At 72.2% G+C, this 15,812-nt stretch carries 14 protein-coding genes; 3 read left to right on the plus strand and 11 right to left on the minus strand.

The features are described 5' to 3' along the window. The 4 genes from M1P99_RS00995 to valS form a co-directional block, all read right to left on the minus strand. Entirely contained in the window at positions 1 to 738 is a 738-nt protein-coding gene (locus tag M1P99_RS00995) for a PIG-L deacetylase family protein (RefSeq protein ID WP_304450808.1), read from the minus strand. A gap of 65 nt (positions 739 to 803) precedes the next feature. Continuing rightward, positions 804 to 1,634 (minus strand): DUF3710 domain-containing protein, encoded by an 831-nt coding sequence (locus tag M1P99_RS01000; protein WP_304450809.1) that lies wholly within the window; start codon positions 1,632 to 1,634, stop codon positions 804 to 806. A gap of 60 nt (positions 1,635 to 1,694) precedes the next feature. After that, positions 1,695 to 2,171 (minus strand): dUTP diphosphatase, encoded by a 477-nt coding sequence (gene dut, locus M1P99_RS01005; RefSeq protein WP_304450810.1) that lies wholly within the window; start codon positions 2,169 to 2,171, stop codon positions 1,695 to 1,697. Positions 2,172 to 2,254: 83 nt separating this feature from the next. Next, positions 2,255 to 4,828, minus strand: coding sequence for a valine--tRNA ligase (valS, locus tag M1P99_RS01010; RefSeq protein ID WP_304450811.1), 2,574 nt, complete (start codon positions 4,826 to 4,828; stop codon positions 2,255 to 2,257). 182 nt (positions 4,829 to 5,010) lie between these two features. On the opposite strand from valS, the gene M1P99_RS01015 reads away from it, so the two are divergent. Further along, positions 5,011 to 5,298 (plus strand): DUF4235 domain-containing protein, encoded by a 288-nt coding sequence (locus tag M1P99_RS01015; RefSeq protein WP_304450812.1) that lies wholly within the window; start codon positions 5,011 to 5,013, stop codon positions 5,296 to 5,298. Between the two features lie 76 nt (positions 5,299 to 5,374). Here M1P99_RS01015 and M1P99_RS01020 read toward each other — a convergent pair whose 3' ends face one another. From M1P99_RS01020 to M1P99_RS01035, 4 genes are all read right to left on the minus strand, one after another. Continuing rightward, positions 5,375 to 6,220: a hypothetical protein gene (locus M1P99_RS01020; RefSeq protein WP_304450813.1), complete on the minus strand. Its 846-nt coding sequence runs from the start codon at positions 6,218 to 6,220 to the stop codon at positions 5,375 to 5,377. Positions 6,221 to 6,382: 162 nt separating this feature from the next. After that, entirely contained in the window at positions 6,383 to 6,679 is a 297-nt protein-coding gene (locus tag M1P99_RS01025) for a DUF4193 domain-containing protein (RefSeq protein ID WP_053619708.1), read from the minus strand. A gap of 464 nt (positions 6,680 to 7,143) precedes the next feature. After that, positions 7,144 to 8,394, minus strand: coding sequence for a cell wall metabolism sensor histidine kinase WalK (locus M1P99_RS01030; RefSeq protein ID WP_304450814.1), 1,251 nt, complete (start codon positions 8,392 to 8,394; stop codon positions 7,144 to 7,146). Next, entirely contained in the window at positions 8,391 to 9,044 is a 654-nt protein-coding gene (locus M1P99_RS01035) for a response regulator transcription factor (protein ID WP_304450815.1), read from the minus strand. Before M1P99_RS01035 ends, M1P99_RS01030 begins: the two co-directional genes overlap by 4 nt. A 656-nt stretch (positions 9,045 to 9,700) precedes the next feature. On the opposite strand from M1P99_RS01035, the gene M1P99_RS01040 reads away from it, so the two are divergent. Beyond that, the gene (locus M1P99_RS01040) at positions 9,701 to 9,865 is read left to right on the plus strand and encodes a hypothetical protein (RefSeq protein ID WP_304450816.1); all 165 of its coding nucleotides are present in this window, start codon (positions 9,701 to 9,703) and stop codon (positions 9,863 to 9,865) included. Positions 9,866 to 9,986: 121 nt separating this feature from the next. On the opposite strand, the gene M1P99_RS01045 is transcribed toward M1P99_RS01040, so the two are convergent. The 3 genes from M1P99_RS01045 to M1P99_RS01055 form a co-directional block, all read right to left on the minus strand. Then, entirely contained in the window at positions 9,987 to 10,799 is an 813-nt protein-coding gene (locus M1P99_RS01045) for an inositol monophosphatase family protein (RefSeq protein WP_304450817.1), read from the minus strand. Between the two features lie 298 nt (positions 10,800 to 11,097). Next, positions 11,098 to 13,134, minus strand: coding sequence for a S9 family peptidase (locus tag M1P99_RS01050; protein WP_304450818.1), 2,037 nt, complete (start codon positions 13,132 to 13,134; stop codon positions 11,098 to 11,100). Between the two features lie 195 nt (positions 13,135 to 13,329). Further along, complete coding sequence (locus M1P99_RS01055) at positions 13,330 to 14,349, minus strand: ferrochelatase (RefSeq protein WP_304450819.1); 1,020 nt, start codon at positions 14,347 to 14,349, stop codon at positions 13,330 to 13,332. Positions 14,350 to 14,500: 151 nt separating this feature from the next. Between M1P99_RS01055 and M1P99_RS01060 the strand changes: the two genes are divergently transcribed. Then, positions 14,501 to 15,799, plus strand: a complete 1,299-nt coding sequence (locus M1P99_RS01060) for a D-arabinono-1,4-lactone oxidase (protein WP_304450820.1) — start codon at positions 14,501 to 14,503, stop codon at positions 15,797 to 15,799. The last annotated feature ends 13 nt before the right edge of the window (positions 15,800 to 15,812 follow it).

A 15,812-nucleotide genomic window follows, 5' to 3' on the forward strand; every position in this document is an offset into this window, starting at 1 on the left:
CTAGGCGTCGAAGACCTCGAAGCCGGTCGCGAGCGGCACCCCGGCCCACGCACCCGTCTGGGCCGCGACCTGCGGCAGGAAGGACTCCTGGTCGAAACCGTCCAGGTTGGACAGGTACACGGCGTGGTCGGCGAGCGAGGCCACACCCGCCGCCAGGTGCTCCTCTCCCAACTCGACGTAGTGCGTGGCGCGAGGGGAGCTGCCGAAGGCCACGAAGCGCACCTGGGACCACGGCTCGACGCCGTCGGTGAGCTGTTCGGGGAACACCCACCGGTTGGCGGCGTCGCGGACCGCGTCCAGCAGGGCCGGGCCGAGCACCCGGTGGTCGGCGTGGTTGTAGGCGCTCATGCCGCCGAAGTTCTCGCGGAAGTTGATGGAGACGACGACGTCGGGCCGGTACCGGCGGATCGCCTCCGCCAGGGCGCGGCGCAGCGGCAGCCCGTACTCCAGGGTGCCGTCGGGGAAGTCGAGGAACTCCACGGTGGTGACGCCGACGGTCGCCGCCGACGCCCGCTGCTCGGCCATGCGCACGGGCGCGCACTCCTCGGGGGGCAGGCTGTCGATACCGGCCTCGCCCTTGGTGACGAGCAGCTCGGTGACGTCCTTGCCCTGCCCGGTCCAGCGGGCGATCGCCGACGAGGCGCCGAACTCCAGGTCGTCCGGGTGGGCGACTACCGCCAGGGCCCGGTTCCAGTCCTCCGGGAGCGGCTGGGGAGCGCTGTTCTCGGTCTGTGTCATGGGCCCAGACTACGGAAGGACAGCGCTTCCCCGCAGAGTGGCGGCAGAGGCGCGGCGCGCGGCCCTCAGGCCTGCGTGGGCCCCGCCGCACCTCCCGGCGCGTCGCCGTTCACCGACCCGCCGGCGGCGCCGCCGTTGGCCGCACGCTGGGCCGCCCGGGTCTTGGCCGCCTCGGCCATCTGCTCCTGGACCTTCTTGGGAACGGTGATCGTCAGCATGTCCCCCGGCGGCACCGGCTGGTCGCCGCGGACCACGACGATGCCGGCGAAGATCTGCTCGACCTCGCCCATCTTCTCGGGCCGGATGGCACCCTCACCGCGGATCACGCCGTGCAGCAGCCAGCGCGGACCGTCGACACCGATGAAGCGGACCGGTTCGGCGACCTGCTTGCCCTCCTCGGTGGTGCGACCCTTGACCGGCAGCAGGGCCTTGATCTCGGTACCGAAGGTGCCCTCGTGCTCCTCGGAGCGGCCGCCCTCCTTGGCGATCTGTTCACGGATCTCCGCGCGCCTCTCGTCCCACAGGCCGGAGGTCTTGGGCGCGGCGAACGGCCGGACCTGGAGCCAGGTCTTGCCGAGCACCAGGGTCACACCGATGATCCGCTGCTTGCCCTGGGCGTCCTTGGCGAGGTTCACCTGGATCTGGGAGCCCTGCTGGACGGGCAGCCGGATGCTGCCCAGGTCCATCCGCTGGAGGTCCGGGACGTCCTCGTGCGAGTCCCAGGGCCCGTTGGCGCGGTGGCGGTCGGCGGCCTTCGCTGACGGGGCCGCGGGCCGTTCGGGCTCGATCTCGTTGCCGAAGGAGACCGCTCCGGCGGCTCCCAGCCGGGGCTCCGGGGTCTCCTTCGCGGTTCTGTCCGTCTCCTGATCCCGCTTCTTGCGGCGGCGTCCAAACACGCCTTCACCTCTCCGATTGACGTTGGTCCCGGGATCGCACCGGGGGATGTCTGGGGACGGTCACCGCTGTGCGGCGTGTCCCCCGGTCGAACCGAAACCACCTGCTCCGCGCGCGGACTCCGGGAGCGCGTCGGCCTCGACGAATTCCGCGCGTTCCACCCGCTGGATCACCATCTGTGCGATCCGGTCGCCGCGTGACAGCTTCACAGGCGCGTCCCGGTCGGTGTTGAGCAGGGTCACCTTGATCTCGCCCCGGTAGCCGGCGTCGACCGTTCCCGGGGCGTTGACGATGGTCAGGCCGCTCCGCGCTGCGAGCCCGGAGCGGGGGTGCACGAAGGCGGCATACCCCTCGGGCAGGGCGATCGCCAGGCCGGTGGGGACGGTGGCGCGCTCTCCCGGCGCGAGGACGACGTCGGTCGTGGTGTACAGGTCGGCACCCGCGTCGCCGGGGTGCGCGTACTGGGGCAGGGGAAGTCCGGGGTCCAGGCGCTGGACCGTGATCGGAATCCGTCCGCCCTCCGGGGATGTGGTACTCACATCGGCCGAGCTTATCGCTCTCCCGACCCCGGCTCGGTGCGCAGCGCGGCCCCGGACCGTGGTCCGGGGCCGCGACACGCGTTCTACTCCCCCTCGGACGGGGGCAGGACCACCTCGACGGTGAGCTCACCGTCGTCGGTCACCTCGAAGTCGATCCCGGCGGCGCGTCCGGCTGCGGCGATGTCCCCGGCCGCGGCCCGGGCCTCGTCGGCCTGCTTTCCGGCCACCCGCACGTGCTCGACCTCGGCGCGCATGGACAGCTTGGCCTCGGACTTGGCCTTGCGGACCGCGCGCAGCACCTCGGCCGTGGCCGCCAGGACGGCGGGGTCGCCGTCGGCCGCGGCGGCGCGGTATCCGGCCGCCTGGGGCCAGGCCTGGCCGTGCACCGAGCCGTCCTGCCACCAGCTCCAGACCTCTTCGGTGACGAAGGGCAGGAAGGGCGCGAACAGCTTGTGCAGGGCGCCCAGGGCGACGAGCAGCGCGGCGCGGGCGGAGGCGCCCTCGGCGGACTCGGTGTTGTAGGCGCGGGTCTTGACGAGTTCGAGGTAGTCGTCGCAGAAGTCCCAGAAGAAGCGCTCGGTGCGCTCCAGGGCCCGTGTGTGGTCGTAGGCGGCGAACGCGGCGGTGGCCTCGTCGACGACCTCGGCCAGCGCGGCCAGCATCGCCCGGTCCAGGGGTTCGGTGACCTGGGACGGGTCGACGGAGGCGCCCTCACCGGCCACCGACATCACGAACTTGCTGGCGTTGAGGATCTTGATGGCCAGCCGCCGGCCGACCTTCATCTGCCCCTCGTCCATCGCGGTGTCGGTGCCCAGGCGGCCGCTGGCCGCCCAGTAGCGCACGGCGTCGGAGCTGTACTTCTCCAGCAGCGCCACGGGCGTGACGACGTTGCCCTTGGACTTGGACATCTTCTTGCGGTCCGGGTCCAGGATCCAGCCGGAGATGCCGGTGGTGCGCCAGGGCAGCGTGCCGTTCTCGAAGTTGGCGCGCACGACCGTGGCGAACAGCCAGGTGCGGATGATGTCCTGGCCCTGGGGGCGCAGGTCCATCGGGAAGACGCGCTCGAACAGGTCCTGGTCGCGTTCCCAACCCGAGGCGATCTGCGGGGACAGCGAGGAGGTCGCCCAGGTGTCCATGACGTCGGGGTCGCCCATGAAGCCGCCCGGACGTCCGCGCTGGGACTCGGTGTAGCCCTCCGGCGCCTGCGAGCTGGGGTCGATGGGCAGCTGGTCCTCGGAGGGCAGCAGCGGCTCGTCGTAGCGCGGGTTGCCGTCGCCGTCCAGGGGATACCACACGGGGAAGGGCACACCGAAGAAGCGCTGGCGGCTGACCAGCCAGTCGCCGTTGAGGCCCTCCACCCAGTTCTCGTAGCGCTGGCGCATGTGCTCGGGGTGCCAGACGAGTTCGCGGCCGCGCCGGACCAGCTGCGAGCGCAGTTCCTCGTCGCGGCCGCCGTTGCGGATGTACCACTGGCGGGTGGTGACGATCTCGAGGGGCTTGTCGCCCTTCTCGTAGAACTTCACCGGGTGCGTGATGGCCGTGGGCTCCCCGACGAGGTCGCCGCTCTCGCGCAGCATCTCCACGGTCCGCTCGCGGGCGGTGTGCATGGTGGCGCCGACCAGGCGGGCGTAGGCCTCGCGGCCCTGCTCGGGCATGCCCGAGGGGGTCTCGGCGACGATGCGGCCGTCCCAGCCGATGATCGGCCGGGTGTCCAGGTCGAGCTCGCGCCACCAGGTGACGTCGGTGGTGTCGCCGAAGGTGCAGATCATCGCGATGCCGGACCCCTTCTCGGGGTCGGCCAGGCGGTGTGCCCGCACCGGGACCTCGACGCCGAAGACCGGCGTGCGCACGGTGGTGCCGAACAGGTGCTGGTAGCGCTCGTCGTCGGGGTGGGCGACCAGGGCCACACAGGCGGCCAGCAGCTCGGGGCGGGTGGTCTCGATGTGGACCGGGTCGCCGTCGGGCCGGTGGAAGGCGACCTTGTGGTAGGCGCTGGGCCGCTCGCGGTCCTCCAGCTCCGCCTGGGCGACGGCGGTGCGGAAGGTGACGTCCCACAGGGTGGGCGCCTCGGACATGTACGCCTCGCCGCGCGCCAGGTTGCGCAGGAAGGCGCGCTGGGCCGCGGTACGGGAGTTGTCGTCGATGGTGGCGTAGGTGTGCCGCCAGTCGACGCTCAGCCCGAGGCGGCGCCAGATGGCCTCGAAGACCTTCTCGTCCTCGGCCGTGAGCTCGTCGCACAGCTCGATGAAGTTGCGGCGGGAGATGGGGACCTGCCGCTTGGGGTCGGGCTTGGCCGGGGGTTGGAAGTCCGGGTCGTAGGCGACCGAGGGGTCGCAGCGCACGCCGTAGTAGTTCTGGACGCGGCGCTCCGTCGGCAGGCCGTTGTCGTCCCAGCCCATGGGGTAGAAGACGGCCTTGCCGTTCATGCGCTGGAAGCGGGCGACGGTGTCGGTGTGCGTGTAGGAGAACACGTGGCCGATGTGCAGCGAACCCGAGACCGTGGGCGGCGGGGTGTCGATGGAGAAGACGTCCTCGCGGCTGCGGGTACGGTCGAAGTGGTAGACGCCGGACTCATCCCATACGTCGACCCACTTCGCCTCGATACCGTCCAGCGAGGGCTTGTCGGGCATGCGGAAGGAATGAGAGCCGTTGGTCATGCGCCAATGTTAGTGCTCTTCGACGCGTGTTCGCTCCGCCTTGTGGACAGGGCCCCTGCCTGAGCGGGAGCACCGTGTCGGGCCCCCTGTGTTCGCCGAGCCGGGCGTGAAAGGATTCCGTACGCAGAGGGTGCGCGGTCCGCGCACCGGCGTACGCACAACGGAAACGGTGAACGATTCACATGGCTAAGAAGGACGGCGGTGAACTCGGTCCCGCACTTCTCGGCTTCGCGGCGGGGTTCGCGGCGGAGTTCGTGGCGCGCAAGGCCCTGACCTTCGCCTGGACGCGCGCCACCGGGGAGGAGCCCCCGACGGACCTGGAGTCCCCCGAGGTGAGTCTCGGTCGCGCTCTGAGCTGGGCCGTGATGGCGGGCGTGGGCGTGGAGGTGGCGCGGGTGCTGGCCGTACGCGCCACCCGGAAGAAGGTGCACGGCTCGACCGGCCTGGAGCCGGAGCTCGTATCCGACTGAGGGGCCCGGCCGCGCGCGGAGTGCCCTCCCGGCGGGGGACGGCGAGTGCCGCTCCCCCGCCGGGGCCGGCCCCCGGTCAGGACTCCAGTTCCCCCGACGCCCCGCCCCGGGTGATGCTCTGGGCCCGTAGGTCGGCCCGGACCTTGGCGGCCAGCGCGCCGGTGGCCATGCGGTTGACGACGCCGCCTGCCACGGCGCCGGTGAGGTAGGGGCCCAGGGTCGTGAGGTTGCGCCCCAGCAGCCGCAGCAGCCGGTCGCGCAGTGCGGTCTTGGCGGCCGCGCCCACGGCCAGCAGGAGGGTCTCCTCGGGCTTGGTGGGGTCCATGCCGCGGCGGTGGACCCACGCCCCCAGGTAGCCCGCGTTGCGGCGCAGGGAGCCGTCGGCTTCGACCGGGGCGTCGTGGAGTTCGTGCAGCTCACCGATGAGCTTGACCTCGACGGCGGCGACCAGCAGGGTCTCCGCCGCCAGACGCGCGGGTGCTCCGAGCAGGAGTGGGGGTGCGGCCCACTGCACGGCCGAGAGGGCGCCTCCGGCCATGCCCACGGCGGTGGTGGTGCGGACCGCGGTGCGCTGGAGGGCGTCGGCGAGCTCCTCGCCGTCCAGGCCGCCGTGGTGGCGCACGAGTGTGGCGTGGTCGCGGATGGGGACGCGGGGGGCGATCTCCTCGGCGAACGTCTCACTCAGCCACCGCCCGGCGGCGACGCCGCGCAGTCCGGCGGACCGGGCGCTGGTTCCCAGAGCGGTGACGAGGTCGCGCAGCCTGCGGCGGCGCTCGGCCGCGCCCTCTCCGTCGGCGGCGTCCTCGTCCATGGTCGCCAGGTCCTCGGAGAGGATGCGTCCCACGAGAACGCCCACCTCACGGCGTTCGACGTCGCCGCCGGTGCCCTCACGGGAGTCCTCGGGGTGCTGGTCGTCGTCCACGGGCCCCTCCCTCGTGTCCTTGCGCGTCGTGGGTACCCCGCAGGGTACCCCCGGCACACGCGCGATGCGCCCCCGGAGGGGACGCATCGGGTCATGGCGCGTTCGGTCGGCGCGTCGGGGAACGGCTCTCGGAACGGGACGGCGGGTGTCCGCCCCGTCCTGTCAGGCGCACTCCTTGCAGACCAGCTGGCCGGCGCGCTGTTCGGCGAGCTGACTGCGGTGGTGCACCAGGAAGCAGCGCGAGCAGGTGAACTCGTCGGCCTGACGCGGGAGCACGCGGACCGCGAGCTCCTCGCCGGACAGGTCCGCTCCGGGCAGTTCGAGCCCTTCGTTGGCCTCGTCGGGGTCGACGTCGATCGTGCCGGTGCCCTTGTCCACGCGCCGCGCCTGCAGCTCCTGGAGGCTGTCCTCGTTGATGTCCTCGTCAGTCTTGCGCGGGCTGTCGTAGTCGGTGGCCATCTCTGCTAACTCCATCCCCCTCGTTTAGTGCCTCGTCGCGCGGGTGTAACGCTTGAGAGACCTCTGTTGTGCCCGGATCGGTCGATGAGTTTTCCCGACATCGGTGAACCGTGCCCCCTCCCGGGCCACCGCTCACAGGTCAGCGGTACTTTTCGGCACCGTGACCGGAGACGGCCACGCGTCGGCGGCCGCACCCCGATCGGTTCCTCTCGTACTACCCAACGTCGGGTGTCCCGTAGACCTCGAAAACCCGTTTCCGCCCACTCCGGACAAGCGTGGAAGAAACCCCCGGCCATGGGCGAAAACAAAGACATGCCCACGTCAGGAGGCATTCCCTCCGTGTCCACGCCCGGGGAAGCATACCCACCCGGGGTCGACGCTCGTGACGCGGGTGGGCGTGTCTTCGGACACGTATAGATACCACGAAGCAGGCCCGAGTGCGATTCGATGGGCCGCGGCCCGATTCACCGGCGCTCGGGGACCTCGGGCGGGGCCAGCGGCAGGCAGACGGTGATGACCAGTCCGCCGCCCGCGCGGGGCCACGCCGTGACCACGCCCTCGTGGGCGCGCACCACCGAGCGCACGATCGACAGGCCGAGTCCGGCGCTGCGGCCCGAGCCCACCCTGTCGCCCGATCCGCGCCGGAAGGGCTCGAAGAGGCCCTCGATCTCGTAGGCGGGGATGACCTTGCCCGAGTTCTCCACCTGGATCGCCGGCACGCCCTCGTACATGCCGCTGCGAACGGTGATCTCCCCGTCCTCGACGTTGTACTTGAGCGCGTTCTCCACCAGGTTGGCGGCCAGCCGCTCCAGGAGGACCGGGTCGCCGACCACCGCGCCGGGGCGCAGGTCCCGGCGCAGCCGCAGCCCCGACTCCTCGATGTCCCCCGAGAGCTGGCTCAAGACCGTCTCCGCGACCTCGCCGAGGTCGACCCGGGTCCGCGACTCCAGTTCCCGGTCGCTCTTGGCCAGGAAGAGCAGGCCGTCGATGAGGCGCTCGTGCCGGGCGTTGGTCTCCAGCAGGGTCCGGCCGACGCTCTTGAGGTCCGGAGAGACCTCGGGGGCGCTGAGGGCGACCTCCAGCAGGGTGCGGTTGATCGCCAGGGGCGTGCGCAGCTCGTGCGAGGCGTTGGCGACGAACCGGCGCTGCCCGTCGAAGGCCCGGTCCAGGCGCTCCAGCATGCCGTCGAAGGTGTCGGCGAGCTCGCGGATCTCGTCGTCGGGCCCGGACAGGGCGATGCGCTCGTGCAGGGAGCGCTCCGACAGGCGGCGGGCGATGCGCGTGATCTTCTGCAGCGGCGACAGGGCGCGGCCGGCCACCGCGTAGCCCAGGGCGACCGCCAGCAGGCCGACCAGGAACAGGGCGAGCAGGGAGAACCGGGTGACGTGGGTGAGCACCTCCTCGATGAGGTGGCGCTGGGCCAGCAGTTCGGCGGCGCCCTCCTCCGCCAGCAGGGCGTTGAGCAGGACCGCGACGATGAGGTAGTTGACCAGGACCAGCACGGATCCGGCCGCGAAGAACAACATCCCGTAGATGAGCGTGAGCCGTGCCCGCAGGCTGAGGTTGTCGGTGAAGCGGTACACCCGCTCCGCGGCCGCGGACCGCTCGGCGCCCTCACGGTCGGGCGAGGCGGTGTGCAGGCGGCGCCAGGTCCCGGTGTCCCCGGGGCGGGTGGGTTCGACCTGGTCCGGCTCGGCGCGCTCGCCCGGTCTCACAGGCGGTACCCGGCGCCGGGGACGGTCTGGATGACCGGCGGGTCGCCGATCTTCTTGCGCAGGGTCATGACGGTGACCCGCACGACGTTGGTGAAGGGGTCGGCGTTCTCGTCCCAGGCCTTCTCCAGCAGTCCCTCGGCGCTGACCACGGTCCCCTGGGCGCGCATGAGCACCTGCAGGACCGCGAACTCCTTGGGTGTGAGGGCGATCTCGCGGCCGTCGCGGTGCACGCGGTGGTTGGCCGGGTCGAGCGTGATGCCGTGCCGCTCCAGCACGGGCGGCAGCGGTGGCGCCGACCTGCGGCCCAGTGCGTGCACGCGGGCGATGAGCTCGGCGAAGGCGAAGGGCTTGGCAAGGTAGTCGTCGGCGCCGATGGTCAGGCCCTCGACCTTGTCCTGGACCCCGCTGGAGGCGGTGAGCATCAGGATGCGGCCGGTGTAGCTCTCCTCGACCAGGGTGCGCGCGACGTCGTCACCGTGGGTTCCGGGCAGGTCGCGGTCGAGCACGATCACATCGTAGTCGTTGACCGCGGTGTGCTCCAGGGCCGTGTCGCCGTCATAGACGACGTCCACCGCCATCGCCTCGCGGCGCAGTCCCAGGGCCACGGCGTCGGCCAGAACCCGTTCGTCTTCGACCACGAGTACGCGCACGTTGTCCTTCTCGAGCGTTGGTGCCTGGGAAAAAAGGGGGCCGCTGCCGGCGCATCCCCCAACACACCGGCAGCGGCGTTCTTGGTCCCGGCCGCGTCAACCGTTGTCTCACATCCGGGGTAAGGAGACGGTAAACCACCGTACTCCTCCCCTGTCCGCAGACCGGGCGTCGGCCGGGAGCTTCACAGCTCCCTTCATGCACGGGGAGCCGCCACCGACGCATCCCCCAACCGTCGGCAGCGACGTATCCCCGCACATCTCAAAACTGACACATCAAGAATAAGAAACAAGTAAGCGCAGGGCGCAACCACGGAATGTGCGATGGGACACCATCGACCCTCCCTTGGCACGCGCGACCGCGGCCCGCCGCCGTCGATCGGCCGGACCCCCGTGACAGGGGCCTTTCCAGACTACGGAACCGTGCGTGCGCGAACGGGTGATCACGGAAGGATCACGCACGGGGGGCGGTGGTTTGACCTGAGTCACAGTGCGGTACAGGTAGGGGACGCACGCGTGGACCCGGCCGACCGGTCGGGACGCGACGGGCACGCGCACAGGGACGTGGCGGCCGCGGTCGCTCGCACGCGCTTGCGTACACACACGGATGCACACCGGTGCGGCGAGCCGTACCGGTGCCTACCCCTGGAAGAGGTGTCATGGGCGAGTTCCTCGCGGAGATCAAGGTCCGCATCAACGAGACCTACCGTTCGCTCCAGTCGGCCCAGGCCGCCGGAGACGACCACCTCGCCGACACGCACGCCGCGGAACTGGAGGACCTGTACGGGATCGCGGCTCGCAACGGCGTCGACACCCACTGCTGACATCCCTCCGTCGGCACCGCCCGGATCCTGAGGGACCGGGACGGGTGAGGGGCGGGGAGCGGCTTTCGCCGTTCCCCGCCCCTCTCTTCGTTCCCGCCGTTCCTGCCTCGGGCCGGCGGCCTCAGCCGTCGGTGTCGGCCCCCAGCGGTGCCAGGAGCTCCGACAGTTCCTCGTAGAGCCCGGGCCGGGCGGCGATCACCAGGTCCTCACTGGGCGGCCCTCCTCGCAGCCCGCCCAGCCGCAGGCCCGCCTCCGTGGCGACCAGGCCGGGCGCCGACCAGTCCCAGGCGTGCAGGCCGCGCTCGTAGAAGGCGTTGTAGCGGCCCGTGGCCAGGCCGGTGAGGTCGACCGCGGCCGACCCGCCCCGGCGGATGTCACGGATGTGCGGGATGACCTCCAGCAGCACCCGTGCCTGCTGGACGCGCCGCTCGGGGAAGTAGCCGAAGCCCGTGGCGACCAGCGCCCGGTCCAGGGGCACGGTGTCGGGGGCGCGCAGCGGCTCGCCGTCGCGCCGGGCGCCGCCGCCCAGGACCGCCTCGAACATCTCCCCGCGCGAGGGGATGTGCACGGCGGCGGCGACCACGACCCCGTCCACCTCGGCGGCGATCGCCACACCCCAGTCGGGGCTGCCGTAGAGGTAGTTGACGGTCCCGTCGATCGGGTCGACGACCCACCGGACCCGGCTGGTTCCGGCCTCGTCACCGCCCTCCTCGCCCAGGACGGCGTCGTCGGGGCGCTCCGCCAGGAGCCGTGCCCGGATGAGGTCCTCGGTGGCGCGGTCCATCTTGGTGACCACGTCGGTGGGGCTGGACTTGGTGTCGAGCACGGTGATGCCCGCCTGCCCCTCGGCCGCGAGTGCTCCCGCCTCCGCGGCCACGGTCACGGCGAGGTCGCGCAGGGCCTCGGGGTCTGGTGCTGACCGGGTGGTGCTCACGTGTTCGTTGGGCGTGGGTGCCCCGGCCGTCAGGCCGGAGCGGGAACGCCCGTCTCCTTCCCAGTGGTGTAGGCGTCACCGTCCGCTCGGTGGAGCGGGCCGACGTGCCTGTGGCTGATCGCGGCCCGACCACCGTAGGCGGTGGCGATGTCGGAACGGCCCCCGGCCCCGGCCCGCACGCCGGCCGACCGCGTGGTTCGGGCCCGTGGCGGCCGGGGGGAGCCGTGCCCGTCCGGGGTGGTACGGGCCTCGGATCCGCGCCCGGCACGCCCGGCGGCCAGGGCCACGAGCCGTGGGATCACAGCAGTTCCGGCCTGGCCCACTCCTTGCCGTGGACGTGGTGGTCCAGGAAGGCGAAGATCGTCTCGTACCAGATCCGGGCGTTGCCGGGGCTGAGGATCCAGTGGTTCTCGTCGGGGAAGTACAGGAACTTGGCGTCGACCTCGTGCAGGAGGAGGTCGCGCCACAGGCGCAGCCCCTCGGAGATCGGCACCCGGTAGTCCTTGTCCCCGTGGATGACGAGCATGGGCGTGCGGATGCGGTCGGCGCTCAGGTGCGGCGAGTTGCGCTCGTAGCGCTCGGGCCGGGCCAGCGGCGTGCCGAACTCGCGCTCCCACACCGGCGGGTGGTCGGTGACGGCGCTGAACCCGTGCAGGGCCCACAGGGAGGCGTGGGAGACGATCGCCTTGAAGCGGTCGGTGTGTCCGGCGATCCAGTTGGCCATGTAGCCGCCGAACGAGCCGCCCATCATGGCGGTGCGCTCGGAGTCGATGTCGTCGCGGGCCTCGGCCGCGTCGGTGATCGCCATGACGTCGGCGTGGGTACGCGGCCCCCACTGCCCCCAGGCCCGGCGGAGCATGTCCTGGCCGTAGCCGGTGGACAGGGCCGGGTCGGGCAGCAGGACGGCGTAGCCCCGCGCCGCCAGCAGCCACGGGTTCCAGCGCCAGGACCAGCCGTTGAAGCTCATGTAGGGGCCGCCGTGCACCCAGAGCACGAGCGGGGCCGGTGCGTCGGCCGAGGCCTCCTCGGGCAGGACCAGCCAGGAGCGGACCCGGGTGCCGTCGTCGGCGGTGGCCTCGATCTCGGTGAGCGTGCCCGGCATGGTCGGCTCGGAGCCGGGGGTGCGCAGGCGGACGGGCTCGCCGTCGGCGGTGTCCGCGTCCAGCCGCACGGGGGCGGGGGGCGCGTCCCAGGCGTCGCGCAGGGCGAAGACGTGGCGCCCGTCCGGCGAGGGGTTGAGCGCGCTGTAGGCGCCGTGGTCGCCGGTGATCCGGGTGAGCTCCCCGTCGGCGAGGCCGATCCGGAAGACGGGGCGGCGCCCGTTCTGGTCGGCCACGATGAACACGGCGGAGGAGTCGGCCGCGAACGCGTAGTCGCGCGGCCAGAGCTCGTGGTCGGCGAGCAGGTCGCGGCCCCGCCCGGTGGCCAGGTCCACCAGCCAGAGGGTGTGGTCGCGGGGCTCGCCGTCGTAGTCGCCCGGGAACGCGCGACCGACCAGGACCGATCGCCCGTCCGGGGAGACCAGGGGGCCGTCGAAGTCGTACCCCGGGTCGCTGACCAGGGTCCTGCGGTCGCCGGTGGCCGTGTCGATGGCGACGATGTCGTGGCGGGTCGCGCCGCGGCCGGTGGGAACCCTCCATGCGGTGACGAGGGTGGCGCCGTCGGGGGTCAGGGCCGGTCCCGAGTCCAGCAGCGCCAGGCCGGCGCCGGGGGTCAGGTCGCGGGGCTCGCCCAGGCGGGCGTCGTCGTCGGCGGGCGGGGCGGCGACGAAGTGGCGGGGGTGGTCGGGGCCGACGTCGCTGTCCCAGGAGCGGACCGGGAGCGCCTCGTGGAGGATGGCGGTGACCCCGGCCTCCTCGCGGGCCTTGCGGGCCGAGGCGTCGGAGTCGGCGTCCTCGCTGTCGGGCAGGACGTCGGAGGTGAAGGCGACCAGGCCGGAGTCGCGGGCCACGGCGAAGGCGCCGACGCCGCCGGGCCGGGAGGCCACCTGCCGGGCCTCGCCGCCCTCGGCGGGCAGCAGCCACAGGGCGGGCCCGGGCTTGTCCTGGGGCTCGGCCTCGGGGTCCTGGCGGCCGGTCGTGAACAGGACCGATCCGTCGGGAAGGAAGTCGGCGGCGGACTCGCCCCTGGCGGAGCGGGTCAGACGGCGCGGCGCCCGCCCGCCCTCGGACTCCGGTTCGACGTCGATCTCCCACAGGGCGCTGCGGAAGGTCTTGGCGTCGGGGGCGAGGCCGCTGACGGGCGCCACCAGACGGGTTCCGTCCGGTGAGAGGCGCAGTCCGTTGACGCGGCGCAGTGTGAGGTATTCCGGTAGTTCATACCAGGAACGAACCAAGACGAGTCTCCTGAACCGTCGACGTGTGTTCTGGGGCGACTCTATAGGGATCCCCTACAGCACTTCCCCCTGGCGGCGGCCGGACACCGGCGCCGGCGGGGCGGCGGTGTCAGCAGCGTTTACCCACTGTGCCACAGCCGCGTTCCGGACCCTCGGGCGCCGCGGGCCCGGCTCGGCAGCCGGGCCGCGGGGCGTTCAGCGGTCGCAGGTGCACTCCGCGCAGCGGGGCAGGCCGCCCAGGCGGCGGCGTTCGGCCCGTGCGGAGTACTCGCGCACCAGGTCGCTCACCATGGAGACGAACGCGGGGTGGGTTCCCGGGCTGAGGGCGCGCTGATAGCCCATCCCGAGCTTCTCCGCGGTCTCGCGCGCCTCCACGTCGAGGTCGAACTTGACCTCCATGTGGTCGGAGACGAAGCCGTGGGGCACGACCACGACCGCGGGCACGCCCTCGGCGGCCAGCTCCTCGATGCGGTCGTTGACGTCCGGCTCCAGCCACGGCTGGCTCGGTGGGCCGCTGCGGCTCTGGTAGACGAGTTCGTAGGGGTAGTCGCGGTCGAGCCGGTCCACGACCAGGCGGGCCACCTCCGCCAGCTGGTCGCCGTAGGCGCCCTGGGCGCCGAACCCCTGCTCGGGACCGCCGCTGGCCTCGGCCATGGCCGTGGGGATGGAGTGGGCGGAGAAGAGCAGGCGCACACCCTCGCGCTGGTCCGCGGGCAGGGCGTCCAGGGCCGCGCGGGTGTGCTCGACGAGGGGTTCGACGAACCCCGGGTGGTCGTAGAAGGGGCGGACCAGGTCGATCTCGGGCGCGTCCTCGCCCAGGGCCGCGCGGGCCCGGGCGATGTCCTCCACGTAGGCGGTCCGGCTGGACCAGTTGCAGTAGGCGGAGGTGGGTACCGCGAGGACGCGGCGGACACCGTCCTCTCTCATGCGCGCGAGGGTGTCGGTGAGCATGGGCGCCCAGAACCGGTTGCCCCAGTAGATGGGCAGGTCGATGCCTCCCGCGGCGAAGTCGGCGGTGATCGCGGCGATCAGGTCCCTGCACTGCTGGTTGATCGGGCTCACTCCGCCGAAGCGGAAGTAGTGCTCGCCGACCTCAGCCAGTCGCTCGCGGGGGATGTTGCGCCCGCGGGTGACGTTCTCCAGGAACGGGATGACCTCGTCCTCACCCTCCGGGCCACCGAAGGAGATCAGCAAAAACGCGTCGTAAGGCCTCATGGACCTTATGAAACCAGCTCTTCGCGGCCCGCTCGCGCGACCCCCCGGTCCGGGGCGCCGTGTTCTCGGCCTTCGCGCCAGGCACGGGTCCCGCGGACGGTTCCCCCTCGCCTCTGGCCGTGGAAGTGACTCGTGGGTAATGTCGCATGGCATGACAGATGTGTTGTGGAACACGTGGGCCGACACCTACCAGGCCCGCCCCCGGCGGACGGCGGCACCGGGCAGTACCGGCGAGGTGGTCTCGGCGGTCGCCTCCGCCGCCGACGACGACCTGCGGGTCCGCATGGTCGGCTCCGGCCACTCCTTCACCGACGTGGCCGTCACCGACGGACTGCTCCTCTCCCCCGCCTCCCTGACCAAGCTGCGCTCGGTGGACCCGGACGCCGGAACGGCCACCGTCGAGGCCGGTCTCCCCCTGTGCGACTTCAACGACGCCCTGGCCGAGCACGGGCTGGCACTGGCCAACATGGGCGACATCGCCGTCCAGACCATGGCCGGCGCGGTCCAGACGGGCACGCACGGCACGGGCCGCGACGCGGGCGGGCTGGCCTCCCAGGTGGTCGGCCTGGAAATGGTGCTGGCCGACGGATCGGTGGTGGAGTGCTCCGCCGACCGCGAACCCGACCTGTTCCACTCCGCGCGGGTGGGGCTGGGGGCGTTCGGGGTCGTCACCGCCCTGACCATGGCGGTGCGGCCCGCGTTCCTGTTGCACGCCCGGGAGGAGCCGATGCCCCTGGACGAGGTCCTGGAGCGCCTGCCCGAGCTGCGCGCCGACAACGACCACTTCGAGTTCTTCTGGTTCCCGCACACCGGGAGCACCAACACCAAGCGCAACAACGTCAGCAAGGGCCCGGCCCGGCCGCTGGCCCCGTGGCGGGCGTGGCTGGACGACGACTTCCTCTCCAACACCGTTTTCGACAAGGTCAACCGGCTGTGCCGCCGCTTCCCTGGAGCGGTGCCGGCGGTGAACCAGATCAGTGCCCGGGCGCTGTCGGCGCGCGAGTACACCGACGCGTCCCACCGGGTGTTCGCCTCGGTGCGCGACGTGCGCTTCGTGGAGATGGAGTACGCGATCCCCGCCGAGCACGTCGCGGACGTGCTGCGCGAGGCCCGGTCGATCGTCGACCGGGGCGGCCACCGGGTGAGCTTCCCGGTGGAGGTGCGCTTCGCCCCGGCCGACGACGTGTGGCTGTCCACCGCCTACGGGCGGGACACGGCCTACGTGGCGGTGCACATGTACCAGGGGACGCCCTACGACGCGTACTTCGCCGATCTGGAGGCGGTGTTCACCTCCGTGGGCGGGCGCCCCCACTGGGGGAAGATGCACACCCGCGACCGCGCCTACCTGGAGGGCGTCTACCCGCGCCTGGGCGAGGCCCTGGCCGTGCGCGAGCGCGTGGATCCGGACCGCCGCTTCGGCAACGCCTACCTGGACCGGGTGTTCGGCTGAGGGTGCCGGTCCG

The sequence above is a fragment of the Nocardiopsis sp. YSL2 genome, assembly GCF_030555055.1.
Taxonomy (GTDB): Bacteria; Actinomycetota; Actinomycetes; order Streptosporangiales; family Streptosporangiaceae; genus Nocardiopsis.

Coding starts and splice junctions, on each gene's coding strand:
- M1P99_RS01040 (WP_304450816.1), top strand. CDS start 9,701: ATGGGCGAGTTCCTCGCGGAGATCAAGGTCCGCATCAACGAGACCTAC.
- M1P99_RS01055 (WP_304450819.1), bottom strand. CDS start 14,349: ATGAGGCCTTACGACGCGTTTTTGCTGATCTCCTTCGGTGGCCCGGAG.
- M1P99_RS01060 (WP_304450820.1), top strand. CDS start 14,501: ATGACAGATGTGTTGTGGAACACGTGGGCCGACACCTACCAGGCCCGC.
- M1P99_RS01015 (WP_304450812.1), top strand. CDS start 5,011: ATGGCTAAGAAGGACGGCGGTGAACTCGGTCCCGCACTTCTCGGCTTC.
- M1P99_RS01025 (WP_053619708.1), bottom strand. CDS start 6,679: ATGGCCACCGACTACGACAGCCCGCGCAAGACTGACGAGGACATCAAC.
- valS (WP_304450811.1), bottom strand. CDS start 4,828: ATGACCAACGGCTCTCATTCCTTCCGCATGCCCGACAAGCCCTCGCTG.
- M1P99_RS00995 (WP_304450808.1), bottom strand. CDS start 738: ATGACACAGACCGAGAACAGCGCTCCCCAGCCGCTCCCGGAGGACTGG.